This window comes from Aureimonas fodinaquatilis, assembly GCF_008369445.1.
Lineage (GTDB): Bacteria > Pseudomonadota > Alphaproteobacteria > Rhizobiales > Rhizobiaceae > Aureimonas > Aureimonas fodinaquatilis.
The window spans coordinates 1,132,846-1,150,977 of sequence record NZ_VTWH01000001.1 but is presented as its reverse complement, the minus strand read 5'-3'; the positions used below and the strand labels follow the sequence as shown (position 1 = coordinate 1,150,977).

The 18,132-nt window shown below is 55.6% G+C and carries 16 protein-coding genes and 1 tRNA gene; 5 read left to right on the top strand and 12 right to left on the bottom strand.

Annotated elements, in window-relative coordinates; all coding sequences use genetic code 11:
• Window positions 1-79 precede the first annotated feature (79 nt).
• From FPY71_RS05415 to FPY71_RS05380, 8 genes are all read right to left on the bottom strand, one after another.
• A complete protein-coding gene (locus tag FPY71_RS05415) occupies window positions 80-556 on the bottom strand; it encodes a hypothetical protein (protein WP_149298309.1) in 477 nt (158 codons plus the stop codon).
• A 297-nt stretch (window positions 557-853) separates the two neighbouring features.
• Window positions 854-1,279 (bottom strand): thermonuclease family protein, encoded by a 426-nt coding sequence (locus tag FPY71_RS05410; RefSeq protein ID WP_246160137.1) that lies wholly within the window; start codon window positions 1,277-1,279, stop codon window positions 854-856.
• Window positions 1,280-1,668: 389 nt separating this feature from the next.
• On the bottom strand, window positions 1,669-2,016 hold the full coding sequence (locus tag FPY71_RS05405; RefSeq protein ID WP_149298307.1) for a RidA family protein: 348 nt from the start codon (window positions 2,014-2,016) through the stop codon (window positions 1,669-1,671).
• Window positions 2,017-2,049: 33 nt separating this feature from the next.
• The gene (locus FPY71_RS05400) at window positions 2,050-3,642 is read right to left on the bottom strand and encodes a gamma-glutamyltransferase family protein (RefSeq protein WP_210246236.1); all 1,593 of its coding nucleotides are present in this window, start codon (window positions 3,640-3,642) and stop codon (window positions 2,050-2,052) included.
• A gap of 66 nt (window positions 3,643-3,708) precedes the next feature.
• Complete coding sequence (locus tag FPY71_RS05395; protein WP_188052214.1) at window positions 3,709-5,454, bottom strand: gamma-glutamyltransferase family protein; 1,746 nt, start codon at window positions 5,452-5,454, stop codon at window positions 3,709-3,711.
• Window positions 5,455-5,525: 71 nt separating this feature from the next.
• Complete coding sequence (locus tag FPY71_RS05390) at window positions 5,526-7,034, bottom strand: tripartite tricarboxylate transporter permease (protein WP_210246235.1); 1,509 nt, start codon at window positions 7,032-7,034, stop codon at window positions 5,526-5,528.
• A gap of 13 nt (window positions 7,035-7,047) precedes the next feature.
• The gene (locus FPY71_RS05385) at window positions 7,048-7,533 is read right to left on the bottom strand and encodes a tripartite tricarboxylate transporter TctB family protein (RefSeq protein WP_188052213.1); all 486 of its coding nucleotides are present in this window, start codon (window positions 7,531-7,533) and stop codon (window positions 7,048-7,050) included.
• On the bottom strand, window positions 7,523-8,473 hold the full coding sequence (locus tag FPY71_RS05380) for a Bug family tripartite tricarboxylate transporter substrate binding protein (protein ID WP_188052212.1): 951 nt from the start codon (window positions 8,471-8,473) through the stop codon (window positions 7,523-7,525). Before FPY71_RS05380 ends, FPY71_RS05385 begins: the two co-directional genes overlap by 11 nt.
• 472 nt (window positions 8,474-8,945) lie before the next feature.
• On the opposite strand from FPY71_RS05380, the gene FPY71_RS05375 reads away from it, so the two are divergent.
• Entirely contained in the window at window positions 8,946-10,106 is a 1,161-nt protein-coding gene (locus FPY71_RS05375) for an NAD(P)/FAD-dependent oxidoreductase (RefSeq protein WP_149298298.1), read from the top strand.
• A gap of 39 nt (window positions 10,107-10,145) precedes the next feature.
• Window positions 10,146-10,808, top strand: a complete 663-nt coding sequence (locus FPY71_RS05370; protein ID WP_149298296.1) for a GntR family transcriptional regulator — start codon at window positions 10,146-10,148, stop codon at window positions 10,806-10,808.
• Between the two features lie 202 nt (window positions 10,809-11,010).
• On the opposite strand, the gene FPY71_RS05365 is transcribed toward FPY71_RS05370, so the two are convergent.
• The 3 genes from FPY71_RS05365 to FPY71_RS05355 all read right to left on the bottom strand — a co-directional run bounded on the left by FPY71_RS05365 (window position 11,011) and on the right by FPY71_RS05355 (window position 12,437).
• Window positions 11,011-11,086, bottom strand: a tRNA-Thr gene (locus FPY71_RS05365).
• A 111-nt stretch (window positions 11,087-11,197) separates the two neighbouring features.
• Window positions 11,198-11,929 (bottom strand): phosphoglycolate phosphatase, encoded by a 732-nt coding sequence (gene gph / locus FPY71_RS05360; RefSeq protein ID WP_246160136.1) that lies wholly within the window; start codon window positions 11,927-11,929, stop codon window positions 11,198-11,200.
• A 10-nt stretch (window positions 11,930-11,939) separates the two neighbouring features.
• Window positions 11,940-12,437: a MaoC family dehydratase gene (locus FPY71_RS05355; protein ID WP_149298722.1), complete on the bottom strand. Its 498-nt coding sequence runs from the start codon at window positions 12,435-12,437 to the stop codon at window positions 11,940-11,942.
• A 162-nt stretch (window positions 12,438-12,599) separates the two neighbouring features.
• Between FPY71_RS05355 and FPY71_RS05350 the strand changes: the two genes are divergently transcribed.
• The 3 genes from FPY71_RS05350 to FPY71_RS05340 are packed head-to-tail and all read left to right on the top strand — an operon-like array spanning window position 12,600 to window position 17,256.
• Entirely contained in the window at window positions 12,600-14,375 is a 1,776-nt protein-coding gene (locus tag FPY71_RS05350) for an N-acetylglutaminylglutamine amidotransferase (RefSeq protein ID WP_149298294.1), read from the top strand.
• Between the two features lie 4 nt (window positions 14,376-14,379).
• A complete protein-coding gene (ngg, locus tag FPY71_RS05345) occupies window positions 14,380-16,101 on the top strand; it encodes an N-acetylglutaminylglutamine synthetase (protein WP_149298292.1) in 1,722 nt (573 codons plus the stop codon).
• The gene (locus FPY71_RS05340) at window positions 16,102-17,256 is read left to right on the top strand and encodes an osmoprotectant NAGGN system M42 family peptidase (protein WP_149298290.1); all 1,155 of its coding nucleotides are present in this window, start codon (window positions 16,102-16,104) and stop codon (window positions 17,254-17,256) included.
• Here FPY71_RS05340 and fdhD read toward each other — a convergent pair.
• Window positions 17,220-18,059, bottom strand: a complete 840-nt coding sequence (gene fdhD, locus FPY71_RS05335) for a formate dehydrogenase accessory sulfurtransferase FdhD (protein ID WP_149298289.1) — start codon at window positions 18,057-18,059, stop codon at window positions 17,220-17,222. The two genes, FPY71_RS05340 and fdhD, sit on opposite strands and share 37 nt — an antisense overlap.
• Window positions 18,060-18,132: the final 73 nt, after the last annotated feature.

The window sequence follows — 18,132 nt, the reverse complement described above, 5'->3', positions numbered from 1 at the left end:
AGTGTCCTGTGCATGAGCAACTGCAAATGGAAGGAGAGACGACCGAATTCTTCGGAAGGATCACTTAGATATCCGGTCGTCAGGCGATCGATGGTTGTGACAGCGTTTCTCTACTGATCAGGCGCCAACAGCGACTGCCCATGTACCATTCAATCAATGCCTGCTTTTCGAAAGCCAACTGCACCTTGTCTGGTGTTTTGATCATGCGTGTGTTGCGCCAGATGCCGTTGTAAAGATCGTCATAAACCTTCGATCCGTCCCACCCGACCTGGTTTATCTGGGTTTTTGCGGCAGGTATAAGGGCTGCCAGTTCTTCCCCCTCAGCTTTAAGCAATGAAGCGGCCTGCCCGGCCTGGGAGAATATCGCCCTGGTTTTCTCGTCAAAATCGAAGGTCGGCAACTCTGGAGATTTATCAACGAAATCGCTGAAAAGTGTTTGAACAAGAAGTTCGATTTTCTCAATTTCGTTTTTGATTATATTATAATCGGAAATCGCAGCTTTTATATTTCCAAGAACTTGATCGGTTGTCACCGGATTTGAATCATTATCGCTCATAACAGGCCCTTACTATATAGTTTTATTTACGCAGTTTTATTCAAAATTATGCTGAAACGGGCTTTGATTTTTATCGCCATGAGTGATGATTCAGTCTTATGCTATTTACGATTGAGTATTTAATTTCGAATAATAATATTTTAATGATTATAAATTTATTTTATTTTGGCACGCATATATGTGAATCCACAAAATCAGGCAACTTTATTATGTCTGATATTCCAGTTATTTTAGAAATTTAAAATAATATTACTTATTGTTATGAGAGCATGACGTACGCAGTAAACGAGATTCCAGTCAGCACCAGAACTGTCTCTGCCCGGTCCACGGGCGTGCCAGGCCTTCCTCCATTAAAATACTGCCAAGAGAGCGGCCGTTGCGAACCAAAAGACGGAGCTGGCGGCCATATTTGTCTGTACTGCGGCCATGCCATGGCTTGATGTCGAAAGGGCCATCATTCACGAGCTGCAACAGCCTGATTGCGGCTTGCTCGCCAAGATTTTTCTCGGCAGCACATCGAGGATGGATAATTTCCGGCGCATCAATTTCGGCGATGCGAATTTTGACGCCGTTGCTCCACAGCGTATCACCATCGACAATGCAGTTGATCCGCACTTTGCTGCCGCACAATTCATAACCGGCGGGCGCTGCTTTACCCGCGGCCAGCAACGATCCGGAGCCTACGACAACGAGAAGCACGACCGCCACGGTGATGGATTTCATGCGATTCCCCCCCCCAATCAGAGGGGGTAAGCGCGGTACGTCCCCGCGCATGGCCCCTTGATCTCTGGTGATCGGGGAGTTGGAAAACCGAACGAATACGGTCCCCACGGCCTTTAGTTCGGAGAACCTGTTGCATACGCCGCAGGCTCCCCGACCATAGGTCAAGAGATAGTGCTGCTCCAGGTCAGCACAACACACCTAATCGTTTGGGGTTTCCACGCCCCGGAACCGCACGTACGGTTCCAGCAGGGTGTTTCTCGCTTTCACGCGTCTCTGTCAATCCTGCCAGAACAGGCGCAAACCACTTCGCACGCAAAGGTTGAAGCGAGGATTTAACCTGTGATGATTGACTGTAATTTGTGTCCGGGTCGGGAAATGGTGCCGCTTACCTAGGCAGTGGCGACAACGACGATTTCAATAAGGGTATTTTCACTTCCAAGGCTGGCCACCCCTACAGTCGCTCTGGCTGGCAGATGTTCGGTCGCAAGCCATTCCGTCCAAGCCTTGTTCAATCCGCCCTTTGCAGAAATATCTGTAACATAAATCTGTGCAGAAACGATCTTGTCTTTTCCCGAACCGGCCTGAACCAAAAGTTTTTCGATTTTGCCGCAAACTTGGCGTGTTTGCCCTTCCATGTCCTCGCTGAAGTCATCTGCAACAATTCCTCCCAAATAGAGCATGCCGTTGGTTTTAACGATGCGGTGCATGATGGGCGTGCTTTCGATGCGTTCAATCATGAGTGTCTCCTAAGACTGGAATTAAGTCTGACATTAAAATCCAACGGCCATGCCGTCTTTGCGATGGTCGGAGCCTGCGACATACCCAAAGTCATTGCGATGAATGAGTTGCGCGCCGCCAAAGCCAAAGCTGCTGTCGGGTTCCTCGCGCGAAATGATATGGCCCCGCGCCTCCAGAGCATCGATGGTATCTGCAGCCATTGTGCTTTCAACGGCAACGTTGAGGTCCGAAACGAAGCGCCAGCGGGGTGCGTCACTTGCCGCCTGAGGGTTCTGGCCATAGAGCTGAGTGCGCAAAACCATTTGTACGTGTCCTTGGGCCTGCATCGGGCCACCCATTACACCAAAGCTCATCAGGGGCTTACCTGCCTTCATAAGAAAGCCCGGAATGATGGTATGGAAAGGACGCTTGTTGGGGCCGACCTGATTGGGGTGTCCCTCCTCCAGCGTGAAGCCCAGCCCTCGGTTTTGCAGGTGAATGCCTGTGCCAGGCACGACCACGCCGGAGCCGAAACCGGAATAGTTCGACTGGATATAGGAGACCATCATTCCACTCGCATCGGCGGTCGTGAGATACACTGTGCCACCGTGCACCGGTGCCCCAACCTCAAACTGCTGAGCGCGGTCGGGATCGATCAAGGCGGCCCGAGACTTGAGATAATCTTTATTGAGAAGTGCATCGGTGCTGACCGTCATATAAGCCGGATCAGATACAAACCGCTCAGTGTCCGCCATGGCCAGTTTGATAGCCTCGATCTGATAATGCAAGGATTGTGCGTCGTCCGGCCCGTACTGGTCGAGCGGCAGATTGGACAGGATGCCGAGCGCCATGAGCGCGACGATCCCCTGCCCGTTGGGAGGAATTTCATGTAGTTGCACATCACCGAAATCCATCGAAACGGTGCCGCACCAGTCATTAGTGTGGGCAGCCATGTCCTCGACCGTCAGCGCCGCACCTTGTTCCGCAGCAAACGCCGCGATTTTTTTCGCCAGCCCGCCCCGATAGAATTCTTCGCCCCTGCTTTCCGCAATGGCTCTTAGCGAAGCGGCCAGAGCCGGATTACGAAAAATTTCTCCAGCGTGCGGAGCACGCCCCTGAGGCATGAATGCTTCGGCAAAACCCGGTTGATCGTTGAGCAGAGCGGTGCCCTTGGCCCAGAGATCGGAAATAATTGGAGACACGGCAAAACCGTCTTCGGCATAACCGATGGCAGGAGCGAGGAGAGTTTCGAAATCAAGCATCCCGAACTTTTTCGAGAGATCGACCCAGGCAGATACTGCTCCGGGAACCGTAACGCTCTCCCATCCACGCGCCGGCATTTTGCAGTACCCGGCGAAACGCTCCGGCGTCCAACCGGCAGGCGAACGCCCCGACGCATTGAGGCCATGCAATTCTTTACCATCCCAGATAATTGCGAAGGCGTCGCTGCCTAAACCATTGCCCGTAGGTTCCACCACAGTGAGCGTCGCGGCTGCAGCCAGTGCCGCATCGACGGCATTGCCACCCCGCGCCAGCATCGAGAGCCCGGCCTGCGCAGCCAAGGGCTGAGAGGTGGCAACCATGTTACGTGCCATAACTGGCCGACGAGACGCCCCATACGGCATAGAATAGGAAAAGTCGTTCATCCAAAGCCCTTTTCGGTTTTATTTGAGATGAGGCAATGCCTTACCCTCTCAGTCTTTTTTGGATGATTACCTTGCCAGCGCCGAAGTCGGACGTCTGGGATCGGCGCCACCTTCAAGTAAGCCTGCCTTGCTGTCGGCAAGAACCGTGCACACCGCGCCGGCGGTCCACTCCCAATCAGGCCAGCGCTGAACGTCGTGTCCGAGGGCTGCAAGGCCGTCGAAAACAGCCGGATTAATCCGCTCTTCGAGTTTGAGCAGACCAGGGTCATAGGAATGAGGTTCGGACGAACGCGGGTAACTAAAAGTGGCGAAGCGCGGCGCTTCCACAGCCTCCTGTGGGGTCATTCCAAAAACATGAACATTTAGAATAACCTGCAAAATTGCTTGCGGCTGGACGTCATTACCAGGCGAACCGATCGGCTGCACGAAATGATCAGGCTTATGAAGGATCACCGGGTTTGGCGTTAAACGCGGCCTGCGCCCGGGGCCCGCAACCGCCGGTGCGGTGGCATCGACCCAAGACTGCACACCGCGACTTGAAGGAACAAAACCCAGCCCCGGAATGACCGGCGAGGTTGAAGAGCCATCGCTCGGCGTTGCTGAAAACGCGTTCCCGTCTTTGTCAACCACCGAGATATAGGAGGTATCAAGATGCTCAACATCGTCAACAGATTGCGCAGTTTTTGGGTTCGGTTGCGCAAAGCCGTATGCATTGCCAGCCTCGGGCATGCCAGGGGTTGCCTTTACCATGGAAATATTTTTCGCCCTTTGCGCAAGATATTCCGGCGAAACCATCTGTGTATAGGGGACGTCCACAAAATCGGGATCTCCGACATAGGCGTGGCGGTCGGCATAAGCCAGTTTGAACGCCTCTGTCAGAAAATGAATATAGTCGATTGAATTATGACCAAATGCCTTTAGATCGTGCACTTTCAGCATGCCTGCCGTCTGGGCAAGTACAGGGCCCTGACACCACGGTCCGCACGTAAAGAGTTCCATATCGCCAAACTGGGTCGGATTTATCTGCTCCGTTTTGACCTCGTAATCCGCGAGATCGGACATGGATAGCCAGCCACCGTTTTCCTCGTGATAACGGACCATTTTGGCGCCAATATCACCACGATAGAAGGCATCACGTGCAGCTTTCAGACCTGTTGCCCGATCGCCTGTTGACAGTGCGCGCTTTTCCTCATCGATCATATACTGGATCACGCTGGCAAGGTCGCTCTGGACGAAACGTTCTCCGACCGCCGGAGCCTTACCATCTCGCAGATAGATCGCGGCACTGCTCTCATACGCGCCATATTCTTTCGCATGCTTGTTGATGATCATGTTCATTAACGAGGGCATAGGAAAGCCGTCGCGTGCGAAGCAAAGGGCCGCCGAGGCGACCTCGCCATACGACATCGTGCCGAAGCGTTGTAGCGCCCCAATCCACGACGCAGGCGCCGCCGGTATGACAGTGCGCAGGACGCCGCGCGGGATACGACCACCAAAACGGGTGCGAAACACCTCGACATCAGTAGCTGCCGGCCAGTGCCCTACCCCGGCTAAAGTCCATGTTTGCCCCGTTTCTGCAAGCCGGATCATGATCGGAGCAACCCCGCCAAACCCAACATATTCGCTTTGCACGACACCCAGTGCAATGCCACCGGCGACACCGGCGTCGATAGCGTTGCCACCCGCTTCCAGGATCTGAAACGCCGCCTGCGCTGCGAGATAGTGGCCGGCAGCAACAGCATGATTGAAGCCCATGAATCGGGAGCGATGCGGTGCCATGCCAGGCAGTTGTTTCGTTACATCCTGATCCATTGTCGTCTCCGATATGCTGCATGGTATTTTCGATGCGCCGCTCCCCTGGAGGGTATGGCACATGTTCTGCGTTAGTCTTCGAGCTCGAATTTTTCCATCTTACGTGCAGCATCCTTTCCTAATAGTCGGTAGATGATCACGCCAAGGAACACTGCAATCGTCAGGCCCCAGAGAGTGGCGGCGATCGGTCGCTCTATGAAGTAGATGAGATCACCTCTCGAGAGGAACAGGCCCTGCCGGAGATGTTTCTCAATCTCAGGGCCAAGAATGAAGCCCAGGATGAGCGGCGACAGGCTGAAGTTGAGCTTGTTGAAGAAATAACCAACGCCCGCTGCACCTGCCAGAAGATAGACATCCACGATATTGTGCCGGACGCTGTAGGTTCCCACAGCAGCGATTACCAGAACGAAGGCTCCCAGAAGATAGGGTGGCACCTTGAGCATCGAAACCCAGATGCCGATCATCGGGATGTTGAGCACCAGCAACATGACGTTGCCCACCCACATAGAGGCAATCACACCCCAGAAGATATCGGGGTGCTGAACCGGCAGGAGCGGCCCGGGCTGGATACCGTGAATCATCAAAGCCGCCAGGATGAGTGCCAGAGTTGCCGAAAAAGGCAGCCCCAGCGCCAAGACCGGGATCATCCCGGAAGTCGCTGCCGCATTGTTGGCTGCTTCAGGTCCGGCCACGCCTTCGATAGCGCCGGTTCCCATTTCATGCCGCCCCTTCGAGACCTTCTTCTCCAGTTGATAAGAGGCAAATGACGACAAGGCCGCCGAAGGGCCGGGCAAGAGGCCGAATACGAAGCCGACCAGTGAACCGCGTCCCCACGGCGCCCAGGATCGGCGCCATTCTTCGCGGCTGGGCAGCATGTCACGCACCCTGATACGCATTATTTTGGGTATGGATTCGCGCTTTTCGATCATGCGCATGATCTCGGCGATACCGAAAAGTCCGATAGCAATGGCAGTGAGTTCAAGTCCGGCGATGAGTGGAAAATACCCGAAGGTAAATCTTGCAATTGAGGTCACGGGCTCCTGCCCGATTGTGCCCAACAAAATGCCAAGCATGAGTGGGAACAGGTTACTGACCAGATTACCCCCCGATATTCGCGAGAGGACAATCAGACCACAGGTCATCACTGCGAAAAATTCGGCCGGACCGAAATTGACGCCGAACCTGGCGAGCCAGGGTGCAAACAGGGTAACCAGTACAAGCGAGATAAATGCAGCAATGGCTGAACCAACTGCCATGATGAACAGGGTTGGTCCCGCCCGCCCTTTTTGCGTTAGCGGGTAACCGTCCAGCGTTGTGACAACCGACGCGGTCTCTCCAGGCACGTTAAGAAGCACCGATGTGGTAGAACCGCCATACATTCCACCATAGTAAATGCCGGCGATCATGATGATCGCAGCGGTGGGGCTCATGGCATAAGTGAACGGTAGTATAAGTGCTGCACCACCGAGTGGCCCAAGCCCTGGAAGTACACCTACGGCAGTTCCCAGCGCAGCGCCGGCAAGCGCCGCCAAAAGATTTTCAGGGAGGAAAGCAACGCTAAATCCCTGAAGCAAGCCCATTATTGCTTCCATGTCAGCCCCATATTCCCGCTGGCAACCGAACTCCGAGCAGAACCGCGAACGCAAGCCAGACCAAAAGCGTGAGCCCGAAACCGCACATCGCGGCCTTAAGCCAGGAAACTTCTCCAACCACACGCGTGAAGACGATAACCAACAATACAGTTGAGATCAGGAACCCGAGTAGGTTGATAAGACCGACGTAGACGAGAAAGGCGCAAAAGATGATGATCAAGCGCTTGCGGTCTTCCCCAGCTGGCAAGGTGACCTTCCCCGGCATTTTGCTCCAAAGCGCGTCGATGATGACACCCATGCTTACCAGAGCAAAAATCACTCCAACCACGAGCGGGAAGATACCAGCCCCTGGCGCCCTCATTTGGCCAACGGGAAGGTTCCGGCCTTCAAACAAGTAGACCAAGGCAAAAATCAGCCCCAGAATACCGGCTATGGCGCGGCCAATACGCCAGGTGCGCGTTTTGTGCGCTGCGCTATCACTTGCCAAGGATTTGACCGAAATTGGAATAATCGCTGACGAGCTGGGCGAGATACTCTTTTGAGTTCGTCGGGTCGACGACATAGCCGTCAGCCTCAAGCTTGGCGATGAACTCAGGGTTTGACATGATCTCGAGATGTGCAGCCTCGAGAACGGCTACGACATCTTCAGGAATACCTTTGGGGCCAATTACACCCGAGGAATCCTGCAAATACAGCATGCCAGGATATTCTCGGTGCGTAATTACCTCAAACCCATCCACTTCGTCGGCCTCAAGATCAACGAACATCGCCAAGGGGCGAAGATCACCTGATTGGATCTGCCCGCGAACGCTTGTCGACGCGACCGAAACGCCGTCTACAATTTGCCCCATCACCGCAACCACGGCCTCAGCGCCGCCGCCCGCAAATGGCACAATATTGAACTCGACGCCCGCAGCTTGCTGGAACTGCTGCAATTGAAGGTCTTTGACGTTACCGGCACCACCCACCGCAATGGAGATGCCGCCGGGATCGGCTTTTGCCGATTCAACGAATTCAGAGAAGGTTTTCCACTGGGAAGCCCCGTTGACCGAAACCGTACCGGATTGATGCCCGACACCGCCGATGGTCGTAAACTCCTCAGCATTGGTATAGGGCAGGCCTGGGTTATTGTGCGGCTGCACGGCAAGAGGCGAGTTATGGCCGTAGCCGATCGTATATCCATCGGGCTCGGCGCCAAAAATTTCTACCGTGCCGATCGTACCGGATCCGCCAGGAACATTGTTCACGACGACAGTGACTTTCAGAAGCTCACCAAGAAGCGCGGTATATTTTCGGGCCAGAATGTCACCCACAGCACCGGGCGAATATGGAACAACGAAGGTGATGTCACGGTTTGGATAACCGCTCTGTGCCGCAGCTGGTGCTACCAATATGAAAGACAGGGTGACCGCAGTGCTGAGTGCCAAGGCACACCGGCGAGTTATAGTTGTATTTCTCATAGCTTTCCCTTCCTTGCTTGTTGCCCGAACGACTAACAACCGTCCCGCCGGCTGCATCTCTGGATGCAGAGGTTTGCTAAGATCATTGACCCACGATGACGCGTTATCCGTCCAAAAGAGCGGATCGCGCATACAGAGTTATTGAAGTCTACTGCGGGAAGAACATCGTGCATGGCCTGAACTCCCATCGGCCACGTCATCTAAACGCTGTGCCAAACCTGAATACATCGGCATAATGTCAGTCTGTCTGACGACATCTATTCATATTCTTTTCGATGGGTCAACAGATAAACATCGGGAATAACTGCTCATTTATTGGTCACATAAAAATTGCCAGTTTCGAGGAACTGAAACTTATGTTGTAAGACAGTCTGACTGTTGATATGCTCAGTTTGGTGTTTATCTGCCGACAAACTTTGGACATTGAGGAGCTTGGCTAATGAAAATTGCAGTGGTTGGAGCTGGCGTTATCGGCGCTACCGTTGCGGCGCGCCTGGCCCAAAGAGGAGCCCAGGTTGTTCTGCTCGACCAGGACCAACCAGGGTCAGGCACCACCAGCACCTCCTATGCCTGGGTCAATTCCAACGGTAAGGAGCCTCCCGCCTATTATCGCATCAACCGTGCAGGACTTGAGGCACACACACGTCTTTCTCCAAAGGATGACAGTGGATGGCTGGGCCTTGGCGGACACGTCGAGATGGCGGTAGATGAACATCACCGCGCCAATCTCGAGGCTCGCATTGCCCGGCTGCGCAGCTGGAATTATGCAGTGCGGGAACTCACCGGCGACGAAGCTAAGAGCCTGCTGCCAGACCTTGCGCTGCCCGAAGGTGTGCAGCTCATCGCCCACTATGCAGAAGAAGGATATGTTTATCCGGCTAAATATCTCGCCCAGATGATTGGCGAAGCGCGTGATGCTGGTGTTACGGTAAGAACGGGCGTAGCGGTGACCTCACTGAAGGCGAGCGAAAGAGGTGCCGAGATAGGACTGGCCGATGGCACTGTAATAACCGTTGACAAGGTGGTCTCTGCGGTCGGCCGCTGGACAAAGAAATTCGCCGCGCTGGCTGGGGCCAATGTCCCTGTGCGTGAGTTCTCTGAGCCTGGCGATATAGTTGTCGGCTATCTGGCAATCACCAACCCGCTCCCAGTTCGATTATCTCGCCTGATCACGAGCCCCTGGCTCAATGTCCGCCCAGCGGGAGGCGGGCGTTTGATGTTGCAGGCACTTGATCTGGACGCTACTGCAGATCCTGGAAATGTGCCAGGCCCCTGTTCAGAACTCGCTCAGACTTTCCTCTCGCGTCTGCGCGCACTTCTCGCCAATACCGGAGGCGCAAAAATAGAGAATATTGTCGTTGGCCAGCGCGTGATGCCGGATGATGGCAGAACCATTGCCGGCACCGCACCAGAAGCGCCTTGGCTGTATGTGATCGCGACACATTCTGGCGTTACACTTGCGCCTTATCTGGGAGACGCAGTAACTGCAGAGCTTTTTGGGGAAAAACAGGATGCGCTCGAAGAATTCCGGATCGAGCGCTTTCTTCTCGCCAACACTTATGGACAACCATATACTCCAAGAAAACCCGGAGAGCAGTAAGGCTGCAACCAGCTTCTGCCTCACAACAATGGAGAACTCATGCGCATAAAGCGTGAGACCGTCTCTGAGCAATGCATTCAGCTTTTGCGCGATGACATATTCGATCGAAAGCTCCTTCCTGGTGACGTGGTTACTGAGGAGGCGCTGGCGCGGGATATGGGCGTTTCACGCGCAACTGTTCGCGAAGTGCTTAACACGCTGATGCTCGAAGGACTGCTGACCCGCAACACCAGCACACGCAGCCTTTATGTAACCCGCTTGGGTTCAGAGAAAATAAGCGAAATCTATCGTGCCCGGCGCCTGCTTGAAATAGGCGGTGTCGCGGCGTTTGCACTACGAGAGGATAGTGCCCTTCAGCCTCTCGTTGAAGCAACTAACAAGCTGATCGTTGCGATTGAGGCTAAAGATCATCGTGAGATTGTCAGGCACGACATCAACTGTCATATAGCGATTGTTGGCCTGATTGACTCCGCGGATTTGGTCGAGTTTTACAAGGGACTGCTTGCCAAATTGCAGCTTGCCATGGCTGATGTCACTCGTTCTCACAAATACGATCTTCAAGCTCTTCGCAGCGATCACCTCAAACTGGTCGAGCTTCTTAGAAGACGAAGGATAAACGACGCGAAGGATCTGGTGGCCGATAGGATTACCCGCGCGGAAATTCAGATGCGTGCTACTGCGGCTGACCGAACCGACCCATAGTTCGAAGATACCGGCTCTAACAAATACTACGGGTCTAAGTGAGAGTGGATGCCTACAGCCTGAGTCGCAGACGGGCTCATGTTGCATCCACACCACCATCGCCACGGCAATCGGAGAAATGAAAGAAAGGTGGACATACGGAGGGATGAGAAATATGATACTGCGCTAAGTATCTTATATTATTGAATAATTTGATGACATATGGTGCCGCTTACGTGACTCGAACACGTGACCCCATCATTACGAATGATGTGCTCTACCAACTGAGCTAAAGCGGCATAATATGCGGAAGACTTCAAGCTTCCGGAACGGCGCTCTGATACTAGCTAACTGCGCCGGGTTCAAGCCGATTTTGCAAAAGTTTTCAGGTCAATGCAATTTCATCTGCGCTACAGCGCGGCTTCTCTTCGAGCAGCAGCCAGCATGACAATAACCTGCGGTAGATCACCCAGACTTTGCAACGCTGCGTCGGCTGCAAGCTCTTCCAGCGAAAGGCTCGTATATCCACCAGCCAGCACCACAACTGCCATGCCTGCTGCGCGTGCTGCCGCAACGTCATTTTCACTGTCGCCAACAAAAAGCGCATCCTGCGGTTGCACATTTAATTCTGCGCAAGCCAGCAGCAGAAGGTCCGGCTCCGGCTTTTTTGGTGGCCCGGCATCACCGCCCACCACCACATTCATGCCGTCAGCGATACCAAAATGCGCCAGAATCTCGCGAGTCTCGGAGCCGGGCTTGTTCGTTACGACCGCCAAAAGACAGCCATTGGCCGCAAGCCGCTCCACCGTGGCCTGAGCGCCTGCATTCAGCCGGGTCAGGCGGGTCGCACGGGGCCCGTAAACCTCCAGAAAGCGGCTCACCATCGCATCCCGTGTGGCAACATCCAGGCTTCTTCCAAGAGCCGCATAAGCCCGCTCAACAAGTCGCTGAACCCCCTGCCCGACAAAGCCGGTGACTTCCGCAACCGAAAATTCGCGCCCGGCATCTCCCGCTATCGCCTCATTTAAGGATTCATGAATGTCGGGGATGGAGTCGACCAGCGTTCCATCCAGATCAAACAGCACTGCTTTGGGCCATTGTCCGGCTGGTGTTCTGCCCTGAATTGCGGTTGAAAATTCCAATTCTGTGTCCTCAAGCCGGAGGGTCAATAATAGCGACTGTAATCCATTCTGCAGTCAGTGCAGGTTTTTGCCCGCCCTCAATTTCAATCGCTGCTTCCCATGCAGATTGAATGGTAACCGCCCGCTCGGTAATGCCCACCAGCCTGAACCGGCCCCGCACTTTGGCACCCGACTTGACCGGCGCAACAAACCGCACTTTGTCGAAACCGTAATTGACACCAACCTTCATGCCCTCGACACCGGGCATGGCATCATAGGCCAGCACAGACAGGAGCGACAGGGTCAGAAAACCATGCGCCACCGTTCCGCCGTAAGGCCCTTCGGACCGCGCACGTTCAGGGTCAACATGAATGAACTGATGATCATGCGTTGCCAGCGCAAAACGGTCGATCATCGTCTGGTCTACCAGCACCCAGTCAGACACAAAATCCTGTCCGTTCTGATAGGTGCGATATGTTTCAATCGGAACCAGACGTTGGCGCGGTTGCGCCTGTTCTGCATTGGCCATGCTTGCTTTCCCACGCGGTTGCAACATGCCCCATATGCCCGCGCCGCCGCGCAAATGGAAGCACCATTCTGCGGCAAAAGCCTGTGGCGGGGTAGGCATAGCGGCATTCTGCCCCATATGAAGGGCAACCCCAACCCAAGATTGAATGCATAGGAAAATTATATGTGTGGTATTTGCGGTGAGATCCGCTTCGATGGCAAACCAGCCTCACCGGAGCGGTTGCAACGCATGGGCGATTGTCTGGCAAGGCGCGGCCCGGATGGTTCCGGGCAGGTTGTGCGCGGGCCTGTGGGCCTGGGTCATCGACGGTTGAAAATCATCGATTTGTCGGAAAAAGCCCAACAGCCAATGGTTGACCCGGAACTTGGGCTTACGCTGGCTTTCAACGGCTGCATCTATAATTACCCCGAGTTGCGCACGGAGCTTCAGGCAAAGGGCTACCGCTTTTTTTCCACTGGCGACACGGAAGTGATCATCAAGGCATTTCATGCCTGGGGGCCGCACTGCGTCAAGCGTTTCAAAGGCATGTTTGCCTTTGCCATTCATGAACGTGAAAGTGGGCGGGTAACCCTTGCGCGCGACCGGTTCGGCATCAAACCGCTCTATATCTCGCAAACGCCGGAGCGGCTTTACCTTGCTTCCTCACTGCAGGCCATTCTGGCGACAGGAGATGTGGATACCAGCATCGACCGTGAAGCGCTGCACCATTATATGAGCTTTCATGCCGTGGTGCCTGCGCCACTGACAATTCTGAAGGGCGTGCGGAAGTTGCCCCCTGCCACCATCCGCGAAATAGAGCCGGATGGCACATACCGCGATGAGGTGTTCTGGCAGCCAGAATTTGCGCCGCAGCCGGGTGATGAGGCGCTTTCCGCCGATGACTGGCGCGATGCTGTGCTGGAAAGCCTGCGTGCCGCGGTTGCCCGGCGCATGGTGGCCGATGTGCCGGTCGGCGTGCTTTTGTCCGGTGGCGTCGACTCATCGCTGATCGTTGGCCTGCTGGCCGAGGCCGGACAGTCTGGCCTGAATACGTTTTCCATTGGTTTCGAGGATGCCAATGGCGAATGCGGCAATGAGTTCGTCTATTCAGACAGAATTGCCAGCCACTACGGTACAAAGCACCATCAGATATTTGTGCCGGGCAGCGAGTTGCTATCACACCTGCCGGACGCCATTGCAGCAATGTCCGAGCCGATGGTGTCCTATGACAATATCGGCTTCTACCTTCTGTCGCGGGAGGTTTCCAAACACATCAAGGTCGTGCAGTCCGGTCAGGGTGCAGATGAAATTTTTGGCGGCTATCACTGGTATCCACCAATGGCGGACGCGCCCGATCCGCTGGCGGCCTATTCCGGTGCATTCTTCGACCGCAACCATGCGACCCTGCAAAAGCAGCTTTCTGCCGAATGGATGGCCGGGGATGATGTGAGCCGCGCTCTGGTTGCCCGGCACTTTGCCATGCCGGGAGCAGAAGACCCGGTCAACAAGGCATTGCGGCTGGACAGCCAGATCATGCTGGTAGATGACCCTGTCAAGCGCGTGGACAATATGACCATGGCGTGGGGTCTGGAAGCCCGTGTGCCATTTCTGGACCACGAACTGGCGGAACTGGCGGCGCGCATTCCCACCAGCGAAAAGCTGCGTCAGGGTGGCAAGGGCGTGCTGAAGGACGCTGCAAGGCTGGTTATTCCTGCTGATGTGATCGACCGGAAAAAGGGCTATTTCCCGGTGCCGCAGCTGAAATATCTGGCTGGACCTTATCTGGATATGGCACGCGATGCATTGGGCAGCACAAAGGCGCGTGAGCGGCAGATTTTCCAGCCGGCTTATCTGGACACGCTGTTTGCCAGCCCGGAACAGCACATAACCCCACTGAACGGATCTGAACTTTGGCAGGTTGCCCTGCTGGAACTCTGGTTGCAGCAACAGGAGATCTGATCCGATGACAAGCAACGACACGCAAACAATCCACGAGGCGCCCAACGCGAACGCCTCTGTGGATTGCGGCTGGGGCCATCTGTTTTTCGGCCAGACATTCGAGCAGGCCGAACCGCTGATCCACAGCCTTGCGGAAGAAGGGCCGGATCGCCGCGATATTGCGTTTTATGTGCGCGATCCGCATGTGCTGATCGGTCAGGCCCCGCAGGAACTGTTTCTTGACCCCTCGCATACCTATCGGCTGGATCTGGCAAGCTATCAGCCCAGTCGCCCACGACAGAGCGGCTTTACCATCCGGCGCTTGTCATCGCTGATGGACGCTCAGGCCATCAACCGGATTTACCAAAGCCGCCGCATGGTGATGGTTGACCCGAATTTTCTGAAAGATCGCCGCAACAGCGAAACACTGATCCATTATGTGGCTGAAGACCGGCAGACCCGGCAGATCGTTGGTACCGTTACGGGGATAGACCACAGTCAGGCGTTCAATGACCCTGAAAACGGTTCTTCCCTCTGGTGCCTTGCGGTGGATCCGCAGGCGCGGCATCCCGCAATTGGCGAGGCCCTTGTGCGTCGCCTTGCTGAATATTTTCAGGCGCAAGGTCGTGCCTACATGGATCTGTCGGTCATGCATGACAATGCACCGGCCATTGCTCTGTATGAGCGGCTGGGCTTTTACCGCGTGCCGATGTTTGCCGTTAAGCGGAGAAACCAGATCAACGAGCAACTGTTTACAAGCAATGAGGATTTTGCCGCTCTGAACCCCTATGCCCGCATCATCGTGGATGAAGCACACCGCCGGAACATTCTGGTGGAACTGACGGATGCGGATGGCGGCTTTTTCCGACTGACATTCGGCGGCAGAACGGTGCGCTGCCGCGAAAGCCTGACCGAACTGACCTCGGCTGTGGCCATGTCGATATGCGATGACAAAGCGGTAACCCGCCGTGTGGTGCAGGCTGCCGGCGTGGTGGTGCCAGAGCAGATTGTGGCCACCGGCGACGAGGATGAGATAGAGCTGTTTATCCGCAAGCATGGCGCCATCGTGGTCAAGCCAGCGCGTGGCGAACAGGGCCGTGGCATTGCGGTTGGCGTGGAAACGCTGGAGCATGCCCGCGCCGCAATTACCAACGCGCGCAAGCAGTGCGACAATGTTTTGCTGGAAGCCTGTTTCACCGGTGAGGACCTGCGGCTGGTGGTGATTGATTTTCGGCTGGTTGCCGCGGCCTTGCGCCGGCCTCCTGTGGTGATTGGTGATGGCAAGCACACCATCCGGCGTTTGATCGAGCAGCAATCTCGCCGCCGCGCTGCCGCTACCGGAGGCGAAAGCCGCATTCCGCTGGATGATGAAACAACGCGTGCAGTGCGCAAAGCGGGCTACGAGTTGAATACTGTTCTGCCGGAAGGCGTTGAGGTTAAAGTGCGCGGGACGGCCAATCTGCACACGGGTGGTACCATTCACGATGTAACGGCCATGGTTCACCCACGTCTGGTGGAAGCAGCCATTACTGCCGCGCGCGCAATTGATATTCCGGTGAGCGGTATAGATTTCATGGTCAAGGATCCGACACAGCCGGACTACGTGTTCATTGAAGCGAATGAACGCCCGGGGCTGGCCAATCACGAACCGCAGCCCACCGCCGAGCGGTTTGTTGATCTGCTCTTCCCTCTGTCCGTGCCCGCATCTGCCCGGCAAGTGCGACAACGCAAGCTGGAAGGGGAATAAATGACCCGCTGCGCCATAGACATTCATTACCTTACAGACCAGTTGAAGCAGCTGCTGGCCATTCAAAGCCCCACTGGCTACACCGACACCATTGTTCGCCATGTCACCAAAGAGTTGCAGCGCCTTGGCCTGCATGTGGAGTTGACAAGGCGGGGCGCCATTCGTGCGGTGCGGCAGGGAAGCCGCCGTGCTTCTGCCCGTGCCATAGTCAGCCATGTCGATACGCTGGGTGCGCAGGTAAAGGCGATCAAGCCCAATGGCAGGCTGGAACTGGTACCGATTGGTACATGGTCTGCCTTGTTCGCCATGGGTGCCCGCGCCACGATTTTTTCCGACAAGGGTTCTTATCGCGGCACCATTCTGCCGCTCAAGGCATCGGGCCACACATTCAATAATGAGGTGGACACGCAGCCAATTGGCTGGGCGCATGTTGAGCTGCGAGTGGATGCGCTGGCACGCAATGTTGGCGACCTTGGCAAGCTTGGCGTGGAAATCGGCGACATTGTTGCCATTGATCCTCAGGCCGAATTTCTGGAAAACGGCTTTATCGTTTCTCGCCATCTGGACGACAAGGCAGGCGTTGCCATCATGCTGGCCGCAATCGACGCCTTGGAACGGGCAAACGCCGCCACTCCGGTGGATATCCACTGGCTGTTCACCATCGCCGAGGAAGTTGGCGTTGGCGCATCATCCATCTTGACACCGGATGTTGCCTCCATGGTCACGGTGGACAATGGCACCACAGCCCCCGGCCAGAACTCGTCTGAATTTGGCGTCACCATTGCCATGGCGGACCAGACCGGCCCGTTTGACTACCATCTGACGAAAAAGCTGGTGCGACTGTGCGAGGCGGAAGAGATTGTTCATCAGAAGGATATTTTCCGCTACTACCGCTCAGATTCCGCATCGGCGGTGGAAGCTGGGGCGGATGTGCGCACTGCGCTCGTTACCTTCGGTGTCGATGCTTCCCATGGCTGGGAAAGAATTCATGTGCACGCGCTTCGCTCACTGGCCGAGCTTTTGACCGCCTATGCCACCGCCCCGGTTGAAATTGAGCGGGACAGAAACCTGCATGCCGGGCTGGAAGGCTTCACCCACCAGCCGGCGGCTGAGGCGCATCAGGATCTTGCAGAAGATTGGGAAGCTTCGGAGTAAGCCTGCCCACCTGCCCCGACTATTCGCCGCGGATGGCTGAAAACCTCAAACTCGCTGCCGCGCACCACGGCCACCAGAGTTATGCCGGCCTGGTGCGCAAGCTGCACCGCCAATTGCGTCGGCACGGAAATTGCCGCAATCAGCCCGCATCCCATCATTGCCGCTTTCTGAATCAACTCCACAGACACACGGCTGGTGATGGTCAGAAAACCACCATTGGCCGAGATGTCATTGCGCGCCAGATGGCCGGCCACCTTGTCAAGGGCATTGTGGCGGCCCACATCCTCGCGAACCACCACCATGCCCCTGTCCGGCTGGTGGAAAGCCGCGGCATGCACAGCGCGGGTCTGGTGCCCCAGCACCTGCCCCTCAGCCATTGCCGCCATTGCACGGGTGATCTTCTCCGGCGTAAGTGCCACCCCGCCATGGACTTGCGGCAAGGCGACATTGGCAAGTTCCAGAGACTCCACACCACACAGACCACAACCTGCTGGACCGGTCATTTGTCTGCGGCGCGCCACATAGCCGGCTGACAGGTCTGCAGCCAGCCACAGGCGGCAATCCACACCAGTGGGCGCTTCCTCTATGTCCAGCCGCTCAATCTGTTCGGGCGAAGTTATGATGCGCTCGTTCATGGCCAACCCGACTGCAAAGTCATGAAGGTCGGCCGGTGTCGCCATCATCACCGCATGGGTGGAGCCGTTGATGGACAGCGCAACTGCGGCTTCTTCAGGCAGCAAGCGTTGCCGGGCCAGAAAATCTTCGCCGTTCCAGCCGATGATCGCCTGCAAACTCTGCCCCATGATCAAAACTCCCTGCAACCTCACGAAATCGCGAGGCACTTGTGATTATGTGTTCATGCCAATCACACAAACG

Coding starts and splice junctions, on each gene's coding strand:
- fdhD (WP_149298289.1), bottom strand. CDS start 18,059: ATGGGGCAGAGTTTGCAGGCGATCATCGGCTGGAACGGCGAAGATTTT.
- FPY71_RS05410 (WP_246160137.1), bottom strand. CDS start 1,279: ATGAAATCCATCACCGTGGCGGTCGTGCTTCTCGTTGTCGTAGGCTCC.
- FPY71_RS05395 (WP_188052214.1), bottom strand. CDS start 5,454: ATGGATCAGGATGTAACGAAACAACTGCCTGGCATGGCACCGCATCGC.
- FPY71_RS05340 (WP_149298290.1), top strand. CDS start 16,102: ATGACCCGCTGCGCCATAGACATTCATTACCTTACAGACCAGTTGAAG.
- FPY71_RS05400 (WP_210246236.1), bottom strand. CDS start 3,642: ATGAACGACTTTTCCTATTCTATGCCGTATGGGGCGTCTCGTCGGCCA.
- FPY71_RS05405 (WP_149298307.1), bottom strand. CDS start 2,016: ATGATTGAACGCATCGAAAGCACGCCCATCATGCACCGCATCGTTAAA.
- FPY71_RS05390 (WP_210246235.1), bottom strand. CDS start 7,034: ATGGGCTTGCTTCAGGGATTTAGCGTTGCTTTCCTCCCTGAAAATCTT.
- FPY71_RS05375 (WP_149298298.1), top strand. CDS start 8,946: ATGAAAATTGCAGTGGTTGGAGCTGGCGTTATCGGCGCTACCGTTGCG.
- FPY71_RS05370 (WP_149298296.1), top strand. CDS start 10,146: ATGCGCATAAAGCGTGAGACCGTCTCTGAGCAATGCATTCAGCTTTTG.
- FPY71_RS05355 (WP_149298722.1), bottom strand. CDS start 12,437: ATGGCCAATGCAGAACAGGCGCAACCGCGCCAACGTCTGGTTCCGATT.
- FPY71_RS05415 (WP_149298309.1), bottom strand. CDS start 556: ATGAGCGATAATGATTCAAATCCGGTGACAACCGATCAAGTTCTTGGA.
- ngg (WP_149298292.1), top strand. CDS start 14,380: ATGACAAGCAACGACACGCAAACAATCCACGAGGCGCCCAACGCGAAC.
- FPY71_RS05350 (WP_149298294.1), top strand. CDS start 12,600: ATGTGTGGTATTTGCGGTGAGATCCGCTTCGATGGCAAACCAGCCTCA.